19 protein-coding genes are annotated in these 16827 nt (G+C 60.0%); 8 read left to right on the top strand and 11 right to left on the bottom strand.

Translation table 11 applies throughout. The features are described from left to right. Positions 1-215: 215 nt before the first annotated feature. The 6 genes from xerD to ffh form a co-directional block, all read right to left on the bottom strand. Positions 216-1112 carry a site-specific tyrosine recombinase XerD gene (gene xerD, locus NTD87_RS15245; protein ID WP_262114816.1) on the bottom strand — a complete coding sequence of 299 codons (897 nt, stop codon included), beginning with the start codon at positions 1110-1112 and terminating at the stop codon, positions 216-218. 135 nt (positions 1113-1247) lie between these two features. Next, positions 1248-1598, bottom strand: a complete 351-nt coding sequence (rplS, locus tag NTD87_RS15240) for a 50S ribosomal protein L19 (RefSeq protein ID WP_003175895.1) — start codon at positions 1596-1598, stop codon at positions 1248-1250. A gap of 45 nt (positions 1599-1643) precedes the next feature. Continuing rightward, complete coding sequence (gene trmD, locus NTD87_RS15235) at positions 1644-2396, bottom strand: tRNA (guanosine(37)-N1)-methyltransferase TrmD (RefSeq protein ID WP_262114815.1); 753 nt, start codon at positions 2394-2396, stop codon at positions 1644-1646. A gap of 2 nt (positions 2397-2398) precedes the next feature. Beyond that, positions 2399-2938, bottom strand: a complete 540-nt coding sequence (gene rimM, locus NTD87_RS15230; RefSeq protein ID WP_262114814.1) for a ribosome maturation factor RimM — start codon at positions 2936-2938, stop codon at positions 2399-2401. A 5-nt stretch (positions 2939-2943) separates the two neighbouring features. Continuing rightward, entirely contained in the window at positions 2944-3195 is a 252-nt protein-coding gene (rpsP, locus tag NTD87_RS15225) for a 30S ribosomal protein S16 (protein ID WP_262114813.1), read from the bottom strand. Between the two features lie 248 nt (positions 3196-3443). Continuing rightward, entirely contained in the window at positions 3444-4820 is a 1377-nt protein-coding gene (ffh, locus tag NTD87_RS15220; RefSeq protein WP_262114812.1) for a signal recognition particle protein, read from the bottom strand. A gap of 208 nt (positions 4821-5028) precedes the next feature. Between ffh and NTD87_RS15215 the strand changes: the two genes are divergently transcribed. From NTD87_RS15215 to NTD87_RS15205, 3 genes are all read left to right on the top strand, one after another. Next, a complete protein-coding gene (locus NTD87_RS15215; protein ID WP_262114810.1) occupies positions 5029-5841 on the top strand; it encodes an inner membrane protein YpjD in 813 nt (270 codons plus the stop codon). Positions 5842-5853: 12 nt separating this feature from the next. Next, positions 5854-7119: a transporter associated domain-containing protein gene (locus NTD87_RS15210; protein ID WP_262114809.1), complete on the top strand. Its 1266-nt coding sequence runs from the start codon at positions 5854-5856 to the stop codon at positions 7117-7119. A gap of 337 nt (positions 7120-7456) precedes the next feature. Then, positions 7457-8773, top strand: coding sequence for an MFS transporter (locus NTD87_RS15205; RefSeq protein WP_262114808.1), 1317 nt, complete (start codon positions 7457-7459; stop codon positions 8771-8773). Between the two features lie 114 nt (positions 8774-8887). Here NTD87_RS15205 and purT read toward each other — a convergent pair whose 3' ends face one another. From purT to NTD87_RS15180, 5 genes are all read right to left on the bottom strand, one after another. Beyond that, positions 8888-10069, bottom strand: a complete 1182-nt coding sequence (purT, locus tag NTD87_RS15200; RefSeq protein ID WP_123585096.1) for a formate-dependent phosphoribosylglycinamide formyltransferase — start codon at positions 10067-10069, stop codon at positions 8888-8890. 99 nt (positions 10070-10168) lie between these two features. After that, positions 10169-10636 carry a VUT family protein gene (locus NTD87_RS15195; protein ID WP_262114807.1) on the bottom strand — a complete coding sequence of 156 codons (468 nt, stop codon included), beginning with the start codon at positions 10634-10636 and terminating at the stop codon, positions 10169-10171. A 209-nt stretch (positions 10637-10845) separates the two neighbouring features. Further along, positions 10846-11061: a DUF1289 domain-containing protein gene (locus NTD87_RS15190; protein ID WP_262114806.1), complete on the bottom strand. Its 216-nt coding sequence runs from the start codon at positions 11059-11061 to the stop codon at positions 10846-10848. Next, complete coding sequence (locus NTD87_RS15185; RefSeq protein WP_262114805.1) at positions 11058-11582, bottom strand: gamma carbonic anhydrase family protein; 525 nt, start codon at positions 11580-11582, stop codon at positions 11058-11060. The genes NTD87_RS15190 and NTD87_RS15185 overlap by 4 nt, the downstream gene beginning before the upstream one ends. Positions 11583-11650: 68 nt before the next feature. Next, on the bottom strand, positions 11651-12250 hold the full coding sequence (locus NTD87_RS15180; protein ID WP_262114804.1) for a CoA pyrophosphatase: 600 nt from the start codon (positions 12248-12250) through the stop codon (positions 11651-11653). Positions 12251-12397: 147 nt separating this feature from the next. On the opposite strand from NTD87_RS15180, the gene NTD87_RS15175 reads away from it, so the two are divergent. From NTD87_RS15175 to NTD87_RS15155, 5 genes are all read left to right on the top strand, one after another. After that, positions 12398-12949 carry an NUDIX hydrolase gene (locus NTD87_RS15175; RefSeq protein WP_262114803.1) on the top strand — a complete coding sequence of 184 codons (552 nt, stop codon included), beginning with the start codon at positions 12398-12400 and terminating at the stop codon, positions 12947-12949. A gap of 37 nt (positions 12950-12986) precedes the next feature. Further along, complete coding sequence (locus NTD87_RS15170; protein ID WP_262114802.1) at positions 12987-13490, top strand: murein L,D-transpeptidase family protein; 504 nt, start codon at positions 12987-12989, stop codon at positions 13488-13490. Between the two features lie 444 nt (positions 13491-13934). Beyond that, positions 13935-14666: a GntR family transcriptional regulator gene (locus tag NTD87_RS15165; RefSeq protein WP_262114801.1), complete on the top strand. Its 732-nt coding sequence runs from the start codon at positions 13935-13937 to the stop codon at positions 14664-14666. A gap of 31 nt (positions 14667-14697) precedes the next feature. After that, positions 14698-15804 (top strand): N-acetylglucosamine-6-phosphate deacetylase, encoded by a 1107-nt coding sequence (gene nagA / locus NTD87_RS15160; RefSeq protein ID WP_262114800.1) that lies wholly within the window; start codon positions 14698-14700, stop codon positions 15802-15804. Continuing rightward, entirely contained in the window at positions 15797-16807 is a 1011-nt protein-coding gene (locus NTD87_RS15155) for an SIS domain-containing protein (protein ID WP_410017494.1), read from the top strand. The genes nagA and NTD87_RS15155 overlap by 8 nt, the downstream gene beginning before the upstream one ends. The last annotated feature ends 20 nt before the right edge of the window (positions 16808-16827 follow it).

Genomic DNA, 16827 nt, shown 5'->3' with positions numbered 1-16827 from the left:
CGCGGCCGACTGTGGCTGATATATGACTCTATGCAAAGTTCAAAAGCCAATGATCATTGTGGCGAGGGAGCTTGCTCCCGCTCGACTGCGCAGCAGTCGCAATCTGGTTGCTGCGACTTACCTGAATGACCGAGGCGGCCGGTTTTGGGGCCGCTTCGCGCCCCAGCGGGAGCAAGCTCCCTCGCCACAGAATCAAGCTCGCCACCAGTGCTCCGCTACCCCCTCGGATGGTGCTTGGCGTGCAGGTCTTGCAAACGTGCACGTGCAACGTGGGTGTAGATCTGGGTGGTCGACAGGTCGCTATGCCCCAACAGCATTTGCACCACCCGCAAGTCAGCGCCGTGGTTGAGCAAATGGGTGGCGAAGGCGTGGCGCAAGGTGTGCGGCGACAGAGACTTACCGATCCCGGCGACTTTGGCCTGATGCTTGATGCGATGCCAGAAGGTCTGGCGGGTCATCTGCTCACCGCGCAGGCTGGGAAACAACACATCGCTGGGCCGCCCGCCCAGCAACTCGCCCCGCGCATCGCGCATGTAGCGCTCGACCCAGACAATCGCCTCCTCGCCCATCGGCACCAGTCGTTCCTTGCTGCCCTTGCCCATGACTCGCAGCACACCCTGGCGCAGATTGATCTGTTCCAGCGTCAGGCTGATCAACTCGGTGACCCGCAAGCCACAGGCGTACAGCACTTCCAGCATGGCGCGATCGCGCTGGCCAATCGCTTCGCTCAGATCCGGCGCGGCGAGCAAGGCTTCCACGTCCGCTTCCGACAACGACTTGGGCAATGGCCTGCCGAGTTGTGGCATATCGACACGCAACGTCGGGTCGACAGCAATCAGCTTTTCACGCAGTAAATAGCGATAGAACCCACGCACACCCGAGAGAAACCGTGCGGTAGACCGGGGCTTGTAGTTTTGTTCGAGGCGCCAGGCCAGATGATCGAGGATCAGCTCGCGCCCGGCGTTGATCAGCTCCAGGCCCTTCTCCTGCAACCAGCCGTTGAACAGGGCCAGGTCACTGCGATAGGCGTCACGGGTGTTATCGGACAAACCTTTCTCCAGCCACAGGGCGTCGAGAAACTGGTCTATCAGCGGATGATCAATGGCAGGCATAAAGGCTCAAGCAAGACAGACAACAACTGGAAGGTGGCGAACAGTCTTTCATAGCCCACGCGTTCGCGGAACCACAAATAGCGGGCAACAAAAAAGCAGCCCGTAGGCTGCTTTTTTCTGCATCGGAAGCTGGACTTAAGCCAGTTTTTCCTTGATGCGAGCTGCTTTACCGGACAGGTCACGCAGGTAGTACAGCTTGGCTTTACGTACGTCACCGCGACGCTTAACGGCCATGCTGTCGATTTGCGGGCTGTAGGTCTGGAAAGTACGCTCTACGCCAACACCGTTGGAGATTTTACGAACAGTGAAAGCACTGTTCACACCACGGTTACGCTTGGCGATAACGACGCCTTCGAACGCTTGCAGACGCGAACGGTCGCCTTCCTTCACTTTCACCTGAACGACAATGGTGTCGCCCGGGGCAAAGGTAGGGATCTCTTTGGTCATCTGCTCTGCTTCGAGTGCAAGGATGATTTTGTTAGTCATGCTGTGCTCCTAAGGTAAATCGTCGGATCTACCATCGATACGTTGTTAACTATCGTCCCGCTCGCGGATGTATTCCTCGAGCAGCTTCTTCTCTTCTCCAGAAAGCGAGCGGCTTTCCAGAAGATCGGCGCGTCGTTCAAAGGTCCTACCAAGGGACTGCTGTAAACGCCAACGCCGGATATGCGCGTGATTGCCACTCAGCAACACGTCGGGAACACGCTGATCCGCATACACCTCAGGTCGGGTGTAGTGCGGGCAATCCAGCAAACCATCCGTAAAGGAATCTTCCTCGGCGGAGTCCGCATGCCCTAAAGCTCCAGGCAGCAGTCGTGTAACCGCATCGATCAGGACCATCGCCGGCAGCTCGCCGCCAGACAGTACATAGTCGCCAATCGACCACTCTTCATCGACATGAGCCTCAATAAAACGCTCGTCAATGCCTTCATAGCGGCCGGCAATCAGGATCAATGCATCCAGATTCGCCAACTCGCGTACCGCCGACTGAGTCAGTTGACGGCCTTGGGGCGACAGATAAATTACCTTCGCCGCCTCCCCGGCTGCTGCCTTGGCCTGAACCAGTGCATCTTCCAGGGGCTTGATCTTCATCACCATGCCCGGGCCACCGCCAAATGGGCGATCGTCCACAGTGTGATGTCGATCCGTTGTGTAGTCTCGCGGATTCCAACAGGTCAGCTGCAAGAGCCCCTGTTTCACCGCACGACTGGTGATGCCGTAGTCGCTGATGGCGGAAAACATCTCGGGAAACAAACTGATTACTTCTACGCGCAAGTTAGCCACGCTTAGAAGTCCGCGTCCCAATCCACCTTCATCTCGCCTGCTGCGAGGTCGACAGCCAACACGCATTGCTCCGTATAGGGCAACAGGCGTTCGCGATCATCCAGGCTGCCAGCGCAAGGCTTGACCACCATGACATCGTTCGAGCCAGTCTCCAGCAGGTGATCGATCTTCCCGAGCAATTGCCCAAGGTGGTCGATGACCTTCAGACCTTCCAGCTGGTACCAGTAGTACTCGCCGTCGGTCAGATCAGGAAACAGGTTACGCGGCACGCAGATTTCAAAACCGGCCAGAAGACGAGCTTCTTCACGGTCATCGAGACCTTTGAGCTTTGCGACCAGAAACTTGCCGCCTTGTACGCGGCCGCTGACCAGCTCTACCTGCCGTACATCGCCTTCGCGCTTGAGCGTCCAGGTTTTGTAGTCCAACAGGTTTCCAATCGGATCAGTAAAGGAAAAGACCTTCACTTCGCCGCGAACGCCATGAATAGAATAAATCTTGCCGATAACGATCAAATCATCAGCGATTGCTGGCGTCGCGTTCATATTGCTCAGGCCGCAGCCTTAGCAGCGTCCTTCAGCAACTGAGCAACACGCTCAGAAGGTTGTGCACCAACGCTCAGCCAGTAGGCTACGCGCTCTTGGTTCACGGACAGGCGGACTTCTTGACCACGAGCGATCGGGTTGAAGAAACCAACTTGTTCTTTGTGCGAACCGTCGCGTGGGTTGCGGCTGTCGGTCACGGTCAAGTGGTAAAACGGGCGCTTTTTGGAGCCGCCAAGGGCAAGACGGATTGTTAGCATGTGAACATAGTTCCTGTAGTCGGTGCTGCAAATCTAAATGCACAGCGGGCATAGGTGCCCGAAAGGCCGCATATTCTAAGGAATATCCGGACTTTTGCAAATGTCTTTTTCCAGCACCTGTCAGTGTGCCATCCAGATTTGCCATAGAGCCGTTGCGAACAACGGCGAGTCAGCTCCCGCCAATGCGGGCTTGCTGTAGGTCCCACGTCCGTGTGGGGCCGCGCCGACATGACTGCCGGCGCGAATTTTTACATTTTCGGCATGCCGCCGCCGGGCAACATACCGCCCATGCCGCGCATCATTTTGGCCATACCGCCCTTGGCGGAGAACTTCTTCATCATCTTCTGCATCTGCTTGTGCTGCTTGATCAAGCGACCGATGTCCTGCACCTGAGTGCCGGAACCCATGGCGATCCGACGTTTGCGCGAACCGCTGATCAGCTCAGGGTCGCGGCGCTCGGCCGGGGTCATGGAATTGATGATGGCTTCCATCTGCTTGAATTGCTTCTCTGCCGCGCCCTGGGCATTGCCCATTTGCGCCAGATTCACCCCGCCAATGTTCGGCAGTTTGTCCATGAGCCCACCGAGGCCGCCCATGTTCTTCATTTGTTGCAGCTGATCGCGGAAGTCTTCGAGGTCGAAGCCTTTGCCTTTCTTCAGCTTCTTGGCCAGTTTATCGGCCTTGTCCTTGTCGAGGGTCGCTTCAGCCTGTTCGATCAGGCTGAGCACGTCGCCCATGCCGAGGATACGCGAGGCGATCCGTTCAGGGTGGAACGGATCGAGCGCTTCGCTCTTCTCGCCCATACCGATGAACTTGATTGGCTTACCAGTGATCGCACGCACCGACAGCGCGGCACCGCCACGGGCATCGCCGTCGACCTTGGTCAGAATCACGCCGGTCAGCGGCAATGCATCACCGAAGGCCTTGGCCGTGTTGGCGGCGTCCTGGCCGGTCATGGCGTCAACCACGAACAGCGTTTCGACCGGGTTGATCGCCGCGTGCAGGGCCTTTATCTCGCCCATCATCTCTTCGTCGATGTGCAGACGACCGGCGGTATCGACGATAACCACGTCGATGAATTTCAGTTTTGCTTCTTTAATAGCCGCTTGCGCGATGTCGACCGGCTTCTGGCTCAGGTCGGACGGGAAGAAAGTGACGCCTACTTCACCGGCGAGCATTTCCAGCTGTTTGATCGCCGCCGGGCGATAAACGTCAGCGGAAACCACCATGACCGACTTCTTCTTGCGCTCTTTAAGGAAGCGCGCGAGTTTGCCTGCAGTCGTGGTTTTACCCGCACCTTGCAGACCGGCCATCAATATAACGGCTGGCGGCACGGCGCTCAGGTTCAAATCTTCGTTGGCCACGCCCATCAGGCTTTCAAGTTCGGCCTGGACGATCTTCACGAAGGCCTGGCCCGGCGTCAGGCTGCGCGACACCTCGGTGCCGACAGCACGCTCCTTGACCGAATTGACGAAGTCTTTGACCACCGGCAAGGCGACGTCGGCTTCGAGCAACGCCATGCGCACTTCGCGCAGGGTGTCTTTGATATTGTCCTCGGTCAGCTTGGCCTTGCCGGTGACATGGCGCAGCGTCTGCGAGAGACGGTCGGTTAAGTTTTCAAACATGCGCGATCCTTTCAGGCCCTATGGAGACCGAGGTAATGGCGGCCCAGACCGTGAAAAACATGTGCTCGGCGAGCCTGCGGCGTGGGCAGGTCGCGGATTATAGCGAAGACTGCGTCTGGCGCACACCCGCCGTCTGGTTGAGTGGTCTTTCGTGTGATGTCGGTTGTATGCCAAACTCAGCCCCTTTCGGGCTTGCCTAACAGGATTTATGCTCCCCTTGTCACCCAGTTTGCTCACCACCCTCGCCGCCGCTTGCTTGTACGCCGCTGCGACTCTCTATCAAGGCACTCGTCTGGCCCAAGGCGCCAAGGCGAACAAGCGCCTGCTGGTCTCGCTCGGCATCCTTGCCGTGCTGGCCCACAGCGCAAGCCTGTTCACCCATCTGATGACGCCGATCGGCCTGGGCCTGGATTTTTTCAGTGCCGCCAGCCTGATCGCCGCTGCCGTAATCGCGCTGACGCTGCTGGCCTGCTCACGGATCCCGGTAGAAAATCTGCTGGTGCTGCTGTTCCCGCTGGGAATGGCCACGGTGCTACTGGCGCAGTTCGCGCCGTCGGGCACCGTGCAGGTGATCGATGAGGAGCCGGGGATTCTCGCGCATATCCTGCTGTCGATCCTCGCCTACGGCATGTTCACCATCGCGGTGTTCCAGGCCTTGCTGCTGTTGGTCCAGGACCACCAGCTCAAGCACAAGCACCCGTCCGGCCTGATCAAGAACTTCCCGCCACTGCAAACCATGGAAAGCCTGTTGTTCGGCTTCCTCTGGGCTGGCTGGACCCTGCTGTCGCTGTCGCTGATCTCCGGCTGGATATTCGTCGAAAACCTGTTCGCCCAGCATCTGGTGCACAAAACCCTGCTGGCGTGCCTGGCCTGGATCGTGTTCAGCGTACTGCTGTGGGGGCGCAATCGTCTGGGCTGGCGCGGCCACAAGGCCATTCGCTGGACCCTCGCCGGTTTCTGCCTGCTGATGCTGGCCTATTTCGGCAGCAAGCTGGTCCGCGAATTCATTTTGCACATCTGACGGGCACTCGTGATGGATAACCTGCCCATAGGGCCGCTGCTCGCCGTGTTGGCCCTGCTGATCTTATGGTCAGGGCTGTTCACCGCCATTGAAGCCGCACAGCAACATCTGTTGGCCCAGCGCACCGCCTCGCGTTCCGGCGACAAGCCCGTCGCGAAACTGACCTTCCCGCTCAACAGCCTGATCTTCTGCAACACCCTGTGCCGCGCGCTGGTAGTGGTCATCAGCACGCTGCTGGCGATTTTCGGCTGGGCTGAAAAGGGTCCGTGGCTGGCCTGCCTGAGCGCCGCCGCTGTACTGCTGGTGTTTGCCGACTACCTGCCACGCACCCTCGCCAGCCGTTACCCGGACGCTATCCTGGCGCTGGGCAATACTCTGCTCGGCGTGCCGCTGAAAGTCCTCTACCCGGCCGCATGGCTGCTCAGCGGCATCAGTCAATTGCTGCTCAAGCCCTTCGCACGCAAGATCAAGGTCGTCCAGCAAAGCGAAGACGAGCCACCTGCACCGCAGAACAACGACACCGACCACGAACATGCTACCTGCCGCCCACACGCATTGTCGGGTATTCATGCGCTGGACAGCATCACCGTCAACGACATTCTGGTGCCGCGCAGTGAAGTCGACGGGATCAATCTGGACGATTCGATCGAGGAAATCATCGAACAGCTGCGCGCCAACAAACGCACGCGCCTGCCAGTGTTCCACAGTGATATCAACCAGGTCGAAGCGGTGCTCAATACCCGGCAAATCCTCCATTTGCTGCCCGACGCCAGCCTGACCAAAGAAGCCTTGCTGGCGGCGTGTCGCGAACCTTACTTCGTCCCGGAAAGCACCCCGCTGCAACTGCAACTGCTGAATTTCCACAAACAGCAGCGCCGCTTGGGGATGGTGGTCGACGAATACGGTGAAGTAGAGGGCATCGTTACGCTGGAAGACATTCTCGAAGAAATCGTCGGCGAATTCGAAAGCCAGCACAGCCTCGACAACCCGCACATTCACCCGCAGGCCGACGGCCGGTTGGTGGTCGAGGGTGCAGCCTCCATTCGCGAGATGAACAAGAGCCTTGGCTGGCACCTGCCGAGCGATGGCCCGAAAACCCTCAATGGGCTGGTCACCGAAGCGCTGGAAACCATTCCAGAGAGTGCGGTATGCCTGAAAATCGGGCGTTATCGCCTGGAAATCCTCGAAACCGAAGACAACCGCGTCAGCCGGGTGTTGATCTGGCACGTAGCAGCCGGCGAGGCCACAAGCCTGCGTTCGGCGGTGAGACCGTCGTAAACCCACATCCCCAGGGTCTGTTGACGTTTGGTGACGAACCGCGTTGCGATGCCAACGTGTGCGAGGCAAGGCGCGGGATGCCGCTAATGGTTGTTCCCTTGGCAAATCCCGCAACGCAGCCTCGCGCACGTTGGCGCGCAACCCGAAGGGACGGGGCCCATTTGGCGCAGGGCTGCGTTGCTCGGAACTTATTTGGAACAACCAGACTGCGTTCCTCGCGCCTTGCCCTGCGCCAAATGGGCCTCCGTCGCGGTCGTCACCAAACGTCAACAGACCCTGGGTGTTTCAACCATAATAATTCGCTCCACCGGAGCACATGACTGTCAGGGATTACCGCATGACTACCAGCACGACTTACAGCGACGCTGCGCCTGCCCAACCGACGAACTCCGCCACGCGGGTCGCGACAGCCAGCTTCATCGGCACCGCCATCGAGTTCTACGACTTCTACGTCTACGCCACGGCTGCGGCGCTGGTGATCGGCCCGGTGTTCTTTCCGCAGACCTCCGGCACTGCCCAGATGCTCTCGGCCTTCCTGACCTTCGGTATCGCCTTCCTCGCCCGCCCCATAGGTTCGGCCCTGTTCGGCCACTTCGGCGACCGCATCGGACGCAAATCAACGCTGGTCGCCTCCTTGCTGCTGATGGGCGTCTGCACCACGCTGATCGGCGTACTGCCGGGCTACGACAGCATTGGCGCCTGGGCACCGATCCTGCTTTGTGTGTTGCGCTTCGGCCAAGGCCTTGGACTGGGCGGCGAATGGGGCGGCGCAGCTTTGCTCGCCACCGAAAACGCGCCAAAGGGCAAACGCGCCTGGTTCGGCATGTTCCCGCAACTCGGCCCTTCGATTGGTTTTCTCGCCGCTAACGGCCTGTTCCTGACCCTGGCGATGACTCTCAACGACGAGCAGTTCCGCGCCTGGGGCTGGCGGATTCCGTTCCTGCTCAGCGCCGCGCTGGTGATGGTCGGCCTGTATGTACGCCTGAAACTGCATGAAACCCCGGTGTTCGCCAACGCAATGGCGCGCCAGGAACGGGTGAAGATCCCGCTGGTCGAGCTGTTCAGCCAATACTGGGCGCCCATGCTGCTGGGGGCGGCGGCGATGGTGGTCTGCTACGCGCTGTTCTACATTTCGACGGTGTTTTCCCTGAGTTACGGCGTATCGACCCTGGGCTACAGCCGTGAAACCTTCCTCGGACTGCTGTGCTTCGCCGTGTTGTTCATGGCTGCCGCTACGCCATTGTCGGCCTGGGCCAGCGACCGCTTCGGACGCAAACCGGTGTTGATCATCGGCAGCGTGCTGGCGATTCTCTCGGGGTTCACCATGGAGCCGCTGCTGACCCACGGTACAACCTGGGGCGTGGCGCTGTTCCTGTGCATCGAGCTGTTTCTGATGGGCGTGACCTTCGCACCGATGGGTGCACTGCTGCCAGAGCTGTTTCCAACCCGTGTGCGCTACACCGGCGCATCGGCGGCCTACAACCTGGGCGGCATTGTGGGAGCATCGGCGGCACCGTTCTTCGCGCAGAAGCTAGTGGCGATGGGCGGTTTGAGTTGGGTTGGCGGGTATGTGTCAGTGGCAGCGGTGATCAGCCTGATAGCTGTGCTGTGCCTGAAGGAAACAAGGAATAACGACCTGAATCAGGTTGCCTGACAGGTCGCCATCGCGAGCAGGCTCGCTCCCACAGGACTTTCGGTTGGACACAGATTTTGTGTACACCTGAAATCCAATGTGGGAGCGAGACTGCTCGCGATGAGCGCGACTCGGTTACAGCTCTACAACGACAGCCTGAGAGGCACGGGTCGCTTTGGCGCGAGCAGCTTCAATCGACTCGTCACGGGCCAAGGCAACGCCCATGCGGCGCTGACCGTTGACTTCCGGTTTGCCAAACAGACGCAACGCAGTATCCGGTTCAGCCAGTGCAGCACCCAGGTTGGCGAAAGCAGTCTGGGTCGATTGCCCTTCCACCAGAATCACCGCGGACGCCGATGGGCCGAACTGACGGATCAACGGGATCGGCAGGCCAAGAATCGCCCGTGCGTGCAAAGCGAACTGGGACAGGTCCTGAGAAATCAGGGTCACCAGGCCGGTGTCATGCGGGCGCGGCGAGACTTCGCTGAACCACACCTGATCACCCTTGATGAACAGCTCAACGCCAAACAGACCACGACCACCCAGGGCCTCGGTCACGGCTTTGGCCACACGCTCGGATTCCGCCAGAGCAATCGGGCTCATGGCTTGCGGCTGCCAGGATTCCTGGTAGTCACCCTTCTCCTGACGATGGCCGACTGGCGCACAGAATGTGGTGCCGCCAATGTGGCGAACGGTGAGCAAGGTGATTTCGTAGTCGAAGTCGATGAAACCTTCGATGATCACCCGGCCTTTACCGGCACGACCGCCTTCCTGCGCGTAATCCCAGGCCTTCTGCACGTCATCGACGCTGCGCAGCAGGCTCTGACCCTTGCCCGAGGAACTCATGACGGGCTTGACCACGCACGGGAAACCCAGATCGTCGACCGCTTTGCGGTAGTCTTCGAAGGTATCGGCGAAGTGGTACGGCGAGGTCGGCAGGTCCAGCTCTTCAGCGGCCAGACGACGAATGCCTTCACGGTTCATGGTCAGCTGCGCGGCGCGAGCGGTCGGGATCACCGTGAAGCCTTCAGCTTCCAGCTCGACTAGCGTGGCGGTGGCAATGGCTTCGATTTCCGGCACGATGAAGTGCGGTTTTTCGGCCTCGATCACCGCACGCAGGGCGGCGCCGTCGAGCATGTTGATCACGTGGCTGCGATGCGCCACTTGCATCGCCGGCGCGTTGGCGTAGCGATCCACGGCAATCACTTCAACGCCCAGGCGTTGCAGTTCGATTACCACTTCCTTGCCCAACTCGCCACAGCCACACAGCAATACGCGGGTCGCGGTTGGCGACAATGGAGTTCCGATACGGGTCATCTCAGGTCCTCAAAGGAGCGGATCATCGAGGGTCGCAGCGCCAGGCGCGCTTCCCTTAGGGAGAAAGCGCGGCATTTTACATGAACCGCAGGCTTTGGCTCAGCTTGCCAGCGCGTTCTTGCGCAAACGCCAGGCCATGGCCAGCCAGACGATGGTCACACCGGCGAATTTCGACCCCAGGGCAGTGAAGATCACGCCCGGCGTCAGGGCATCGATCATGCCGAAAAAAATGAAGGTATCCAGCGGAATGCTCAGCGCCGAACTTATCCACAGACGGTCGTGCAGCGGGCGCTTGGTGATGCTGAACACCAGCCAGTCAATACACTCCGAGACCGCGAAGGCCGTGGCACTGGCCAGGGCAATGGAGGGATCGGAGGTGATGTAGGACAGCGCCAGCGCCGCCAGCATCGCGGCCATCGCGCCATGACCGAAACGGGTTTGCACCATGTCGCGCAACACGAACACCAAGCCACCCCAGGCCGACCAGATGATGTCCAGGTGCGGGGCGGTGGAAAAGGCGTAATTGATCAGCACGACGCTGCTGATGTAAGCGATCAGGAAAAGCATTGGGCGCGGGGATACCTGTCAATTTTGTGCACAGGGTACTTCATCTTCGATGCACAGATAACCCGTGGCGAGGGAGCTTGCTCCCGCTGGGCTGCGAAGCAGCCCCAAACTTACTATGAGCTCTATCTGACACACTGCATGCTCTGGTTTCAGGGCCGCTTCGCTTCCTAAGCGGGAGCAAGCTCCCTCGCCACAAAGGCCCGCCAGGTTCAGGTACTGGACTTGGAAGGCAGCATCCAAAGCAACCCACTGGATTTGGCCCGCTCATGACACAACCCCAACACCTTGCGGCGCTCGTCGTTGTCCATGCGGCTCCAGCGGGTGATCTCATCCACCGTGCGTTGGCAGCCGGTGCAGATATCTTCTTCATCCAGCGCACAAATACTCACGCACGGCGAGGGTACGGGTCTTTCGGTGGCGCTCATTCTTCCTGCTCGACCAGATCGCGGGCATAGCGCTGCGAGTTATGCACATAGTGAGCGGCGCTGGCTTCGAGCATTTTCTTCTGCGGCTCGCTCAGCTCACGCACCACTTTGCCCGGCGAGCCCATGACCAGCGAACCATCAGGGATTTCCTTGCCTTCGCCGATCAGCGAGTTGGCGCCGATGATGCAGTTCTTGCCGATTTTCGCGCCATTGAGGATGACCGCGTTAATGCCGATCAGGCTGTAATCGCCCACCGTACAACCGTGCAGCATGGCGTTATGGCCAATAGTCACGCCGGTGCCGATAGTCAGCGGGTAGCCCATGTCGGTGTGCATCACCGTGCCATCCTGCACGTTGCTGTTCTTGCCGATCAGGATCAGTTCGTTGTCACCGCGCAATACGGCGCTGAACCAGACGTTGGCGCCCTCTTCCAGTTTGACCTTGCCCACCAGCACGGCATTGGGTGCGACCCAGCTCTGCGGGTGTGTTTCGACGCGGGCGTCGCCCAGGCGGTATTTCATCTTATTGTCCTCAAGGCCAGGCAAGCTCACTTGCAAAAAGCAGGGTTCACGCCATAGGGGCGATGGTTTCAGATATTGATAAAACTTTTGGGGGGTAGATGCAGGCTGATCTGTGCGTCATAGAGCAGGTTGACGAGTTCGACGATCATGATCGCCGTCAGACCCCAGATTTTGTACTCGCCGAAACGGTAGCTCGGCACATACCAACTGCGACCCTGATAATCGATGCGGTGCGTATGTTCACGCGGGTCTTTGCGGAAGAATTCCAGCGGAACGCTGAACACCGCGGCAATTTCGGCGTCGTTGGCCCGGTATTCGACGAAATCGGGAATCACCCCGACGTACGGCGTAACCTTGATCCCATGCAGGGAAATCAATGGGCTCAGCGGGCCGACAATCTCCACCAACCCCGGTGGCAGGCCGATTTCTTCTTCGGCTTCGCGCAATGCGGTGAAAATCAGGTCCGGATCTTCCGGATCACGTCGCCCGCCGGGGAAAGCCACTTCACCGCCGTGGGTCGAGAGCCCGCTGGCGCGCAGGGTCAGGACCAGCTCCGGCTCGTCACTGCGGGTGATAGGCACCAGGACCGCGGCCTCCGGAAAACGTTGGTCGGATTCCAGCGTACGCGGCGTGTGGTTGCTGACCCGATGCAGTAGCTCATCCAGCATGAGTGATCTCGATTTGTTCACTATCTTGCATCATGCACCAAACACACCGACCGCCCAACCCCTGAACCCTCGCATGTCGCTAAACGACAACTTGCCGACAGACACCGCCGCACGCCAAGATAGGCGCAGCATTTTCGGAATCCCAGCATGAAATTCTGTAGCCACTGCGGCAACCCGGTCACCCAACGCATTCCCGAAGGCGATTCGCGCCTGCGGTATGTCTGCGACAAGTGCCACACCATCCATTACCAGAACCCGAATATCGTCGCCGGTTGCCTGCCAACCTGGGGCACTCAGGTGCTGTTGTGCCGGCGCGCCATCGAGCCGCGCCGTGGTTACTGGACCTTGCCGGCCGGTTTCATGGAAAACGGTGAAACCGTCGAACAGGCAGCGATTCGCGAAACCGCTGAAGAAGCCTGTGCACGGGTGCGCAACCTGAACATCTATACGCTGATCGACGTGCCGCACATCAGCCAGGTGCACGTATTCTTTCGCGCCGAACTGGTGGATCTGGACTTTGCCGCGGGCGAAGAAAGCCTGGAAGTGAGGCTTTTCGATGAAGCCGACATCCCGTGGTCGGAGCTGGCTTTCCGCACGGTCGGTCGTACCCTAGAATGCTTCTTCGCTGACCGCCGTGCGGAACATTTCCCTGTGCGTTCCGAATCCATTCCTCCGCTTGCTCAGCCTGCGATCACTTAAACTATAAGTACGCCGTACTCTCAGGGATATCGTTTTAATGCGCTGGTTGCTTGCGTTGTTCTGTCTGTCATTCGTTGCTATCTCCCAGGCTTCCACCACGGAAACACTGGACGGCAAAATCATCGAAAAAGTATTGGTGCTCAAATCCGCTCATCAGTTGCAGCTGATCAATGACGGCAAGCCACTGCGGACCTATCGCATCTCATTGGGCAAACACCCAAAAGGTCCAAAGTTGATGGAGGGTGATCGGCGCACACCAGAAGGCCTCTATTGGCTGGACTGGCGCAAGGTCAGCGACCGCTTCAACCTGGCCATGCACATCTCCTACCCGAACATCAGCGACTCCGTGCGTTCGCGCCGTGAAGGCGTGGAGCCCGGTGGCATGATCATGATCCACGGCACCCCGGACACTGAAGAAAACCCTGAAGAGCTGTTCCACACCCTGGACTGGACCGATGGCTGCATCGGCATGCGCAACGTCGACATGCGCGAAGTCTGGGGCCTGGTCAAAGACGGCACGATGATCGAAATCCGCCCGTAATCCTCAAACACACCCATACCTGTGGCGAAGGAGCTTGCTCCCGCTGGGCTGCGAAGCGGCCCCAAACCCTGCAAACTGGTTTTACCTGATAAACCTCGACAGCCGACATCAGGGCCGCTTCGCGCCCCAACGGGAGCAAGCTCCCTCGCCACAAGGGCTACTTTGCCCGGAAAATCGAAAATAAATTAAAAAAATCGCAGCCCTCACCCGCCCCCCAGCTTGAATACCACTTCACGCCATAGGCACTGACGCAGACTGCGATTTCTACGCCCGCATCCCCCTCCCCTAATACCACTTAAAACCCAACACCATCGCGCCCTCCAGCGAGGCGCGCATTTGCTCGCCTTGAGCAAACCACTGGCGTTGACATGGTATTTAAGTGGTATTAGTTTTGCGCCATTACCGGGGCGACAACACTCCAATACCCGCATCGGAACCCAAAACATGAACCACATCCTGGCCCTGCGCCCTGACGACACCCAGCCCACGCCGTTGTACCTGCAACTGGCACGCAACCTGGAAGCGGCGATCCATGCCGGCCAGTGGAAAGCCGAGCAGGCATTGCCGTCGGAGCGCAATCTCAGCGAAATGCTGAACATCTCCCGTGTGACTGCCCGCAAGGCCCTGGAAGTGCTGTTCGAACAAGGCCTGATCCGTCGCAGCCAAGGCTCCGGCACCTTCATCACCCCACGCCTGGAACAACCACTCTCACGGCTGTCCGGGTTCAGCGAAATGCTCCGTCTCAAAGGCTTCGTGCCGAGCTCGCAATGGCTGGAGCGGGAAATCACCCAGCCGACCCACGAAGAACTGATCCGCCTCGCGCTCTCGCCCTACGACAAAGTCGCGCGCCTCAAGCGCCTGCGTAAAGCCGACGACACCGTAATGGCCATTGAGATGAGCACCCTGCCCGCGTCGATCATTGCCCAGCCGCAAGCGGTCGGTGATTCGCTCTACGAATACCTTGAGCGCATCGGCAAACCGGTGGTGCGCGCCCTGCAACACATTCAGGCGATCAACGCCTCGGACGAATTCGCCGCGCTGGTCGGCATCGCCCCCGGCACCGCCATGCTGCTGATGACCCGGGTCGGTTACCTCGAAGACAACACCCCGATCGAAGTCACCGACACCTATTGCCGCAACGACTACTACGACTTTGTTGCAGAGCTTCGACGCTAAGCCCTGCGTCATTGAAGCCGGAGAACTACTGATGTCCGAAGACAACATCCTCACCGCCCAAGGCTGGATTCGTGGCCGGTTGATCCATGAACACGGCAAGATCGTGCGCATCGAAGGTCAGCTCTGCGACCCGGCGGACAACGACCTGCCTTACCTGCTGCCGGGCTTCATCGACCTGCACGTCCACGGCGGTGGCGGCAAGGACATCATGGAAGGCACGCCGGCCTTCGAAACCATCACCAAAACCCACGTGCGTTTCGGCACCACCTCGCTGCTGGCCACCACCATGACCGCCCCGGTGGAAGAGATTTCCCGCGTATTGGCCCAGGTCGGCGAGTTCTGCGAACAACGCCCGAAAGGCAGCGCCCGGGTACTCGGCGTGCACCTGGAAGGCCCGTACATCAACCCTGGTAAACTCGGTGCGCAACCGAACTTCGCCCACACCGCGTTGATGGCCGAGGTCGAGGACTACCTGGCGCTGGCGCCGATTCGGGTGATCACCATTGCCCCGGAAATCGCCGGTCACGACAAGCTGATCAGGGCCCTCAGCGACCGCGGGATCCGCATGCAAATCGGCCACACCCTGGGCAGCTACGAGGAAGGTGTCGCGGCGCTTGCGGCCGGCGCCAGCAGTTTCACTCACCTCTACAACGCCATGAGCCCGCTGCATCACCGCGAGCCGGGGATCGTCGGCGCGGCACTGGCCCACGCCAAGTACGCGGAACTGATTCCCGACCTGTTGCACGTGCACCCCGGCGCGATCCGCGTGGCCCTGCGTTCGATCCCGTGCCTGTATTGCGTCACCGATTCCACTGCCGCCGCCGGCATGCCGGATGGCGAATACAAGCTGGGCAGCCACACCGTGACCAAATGCCTGGGCGGTGTGCGCCTGCCCGACGGCACCCTGGCGGGCAGCACCCTGACCATGGATCAAGCCCTGCGCAACCTGGTGAAGATCGGTCTGCCGCTGTCCGAAGCTTCGCAACGTCTATCGCAATTCCCCGCCGACTACCTCGGCCTCAACGAGCGCGGCCGTCTGCAACCCGGCGCCTGGGCTGACTGCGTGCGTCTGGATCGCTCACTCACACTGACCGCCGTGATGGTCGAAGGAGAAGACATTGACTTCAAAAATGCTTGAAGAGGCGCTGTCCTCGTACAAGGCCGTCGACGCTCAACTGCAGCAACTTGATCCGCTGATGATCGAGATTGCCGGACGCCTGAACCGTCAGCCGCCGCAAGTGGTGATGACCGTCGCCCGCGGCAGCTCCGATCACGCCGCGAGTTACTTCGCCTACCTGGCCATGCAGCACGTGGGCATTCCGGTGGCGTCGCTGCCGATGTCGGTGGTGACCATGCAACAAGCGCCGCTGAAGGTCAGCGGTCAGGCGGTGTTTGCGTTTTCGCAGTCCGGGCAAAGTCCGGATCTGGTCAACAGCCTGCGCCTGCTACGTAAGCGCGGCGCCCTGAGCATTTCCATGGTCAATGCCGAGAACTCGCCACTGGAAGCCGCGTGCGAATTCAGCCTGCCGCTGTGTGCCGGCCTTGAGCGCAGCGTCGCCGCGACCAAAAGCTTCATCGCCACCCTCAGCGCCAGCGCACGTTTGATCGCCCATTGGAAGCAGGACGCCGAGTTGCTACAAGCCGGTCTCGCATTGCCAGACGGTTTGCGCGAAGCCGCGACCCAGGACTGGAGCCTGGCCGTCGACATCTTGCGCGAATGCCAACACCTAATGGTGATCGGCCGTGGCGCCGGGTTTGCCATCGCTCAGGAAGCGGCGCTGAAACTCAAGGAAACCTCGGCGATCCAGGCCGAGGCCTTCAGCAGCGCCGAAGTGAAACACGGGCCCATGGCGCTGATCGACGACAACTATCCACTGCTGGTGTTCGCCCCACGCGGCGCCGAACAGGCTGGCTTGCTGAGCCTCGCTGCCGAGATGCGCCAGCGCGGCGCCCGTGTGTTGCTGGCCGCCCCGGATGACGTCAGCGAACGCGACCTGACGCTGAGCCGTGCCGAGCACCCGGCGCTGGACCCGATCCTCGCCATCCAGAGCTTCTACGTCATGGCGGCCAGCCTCGCGGTCGCCCGTGGCATGGACCCGGACCAGCCGCGTCACCTGAGCAAAGTGACCCGCACCCACTAAGTCCGACTTGCACGTCATCC

This window comes from Pseudomonas sp. 6D_7.1_Bac1, from assembly GCF_025465945.1.
Taxonomy (GTDB): domain Bacteria; phylum Pseudomonadota; class Gammaproteobacteria; order Pseudomonadales; family Pseudomonadaceae; genus Aquipseudomonas.
Note: the sequence above shows the minus strand (reverse complement) of the source record. Positions and strands in the feature narration are given on the sequence as shown.

Bases quoted from the DNA above. Each gene is read 5' to 3' on its own strand.
- xerD (WP_262114816.1), bottom strand. From the start codon at position 1,112: ATGCCTGCCATTGATCATCCGCTGATAGACCAGTTTCTCGACGCCCTG.
- rplS (WP_003175895.1), bottom strand. From the start codon at position 1,598: ATGACTAACAAAATCATCCTTGCACTCGAAGCAGAGCAGATGACCAAA.
- rimM (WP_262114814.1), bottom strand. From the start codon at position 2,938: ATGAACGCGACGCCAGCAATCGCTGATGATTTGATCGTTATCGGCAAG.
- rpsP (WP_262114813.1), bottom strand. From the start codon at position 3,195: ATGCTAACAATCCGTCTTGCCCTTGGCGGCTCCAAAAAGCGCCCGTTT.
- ffh (WP_262114812.1), bottom strand. From the start codon at position 4,820: ATGTTTGAAAACTTAACCGACCGTCTCTCGCAGACGCTGCGCCATGTC.
- NTD87_RS15215 (WP_262114810.1), top strand. From the start codon at position 5,029: ATGCTCCCCTTGTCACCCAGTTTGCTCACCACCCTCGCCGCCGCTTGC.
- NTD87_RS15210 (WP_262114809.1), top strand. From the start codon at position 5,854: ATGGATAACCTGCCCATAGGGCCGCTGCTCGCCGTGTTGGCCCTGCTG.
- NTD87_RS15205 (WP_262114808.1), top strand. From the start codon at position 7,457: ATGACTACCAGCACGACTTACAGCGACGCTGCGCCTGCCCAACCGACG.
- purT (WP_123585096.1), bottom strand. From the start codon at position 10,069: ATGACCCGTATCGGAACTCCATTGTCGCCAACCGCGACCCGCGTATTG.
- NTD87_RS15195 (WP_262114807.1), bottom strand. From the start codon at position 10,636: ATGCTTTTCCTGATCGCTTACATCAGCAGCGTCGTGCTGATCAATTAC.
- NTD87_RS15190 (WP_262114806.1), bottom strand. From the start codon at position 11,061: ATGAGCGCCACCGAAAGACCCGTACCCTCGCCGTGCGTGAGTATTTGT.
- NTD87_RS15185 (WP_262114805.1), bottom strand. From the start codon at position 11,582: ATGAAATACCGCCTGGGCGACGCCCGCGTCGAAACACACCCGCAGAGC.
- NTD87_RS15180 (WP_262114804.1), bottom strand. From the start codon at position 12,250: ATGCTGGATGAGCTACTGCATCGGGTCAGCAACCACACGCCGCGTACG.
- NTD87_RS15175 (WP_262114803.1), top strand. From the start codon at position 12,398: ATGAAATTCTGTAGCCACTGCGGCAACCCGGTCACCCAACGCATTCCC.
- NTD87_RS15170 (WP_262114802.1), top strand. From the start codon at position 12,987: ATGCGCTGGTTGCTTGCGTTGTTCTGTCTGTCATTCGTTGCTATCTCC.
- NTD87_RS15165 (WP_262114801.1), top strand. From the start codon at position 13,935: ATGAACCACATCCTGGCCCTGCGCCCTGACGACACCCAGCCCACGCCG.
- nagA (WP_262114800.1), top strand. From the start codon at position 14,698: ATGTCCGAAGACAACATCCTCACCGCCCAAGGCTGGATTCGTGGCCGG.
- NTD87_RS15155 (WP_410017494.1), top strand. From the start codon at position 15,797: ATGCTTGAAGAGGCGCTGTCCTCGTACAAGGCCGTCGACGCTCAACTG.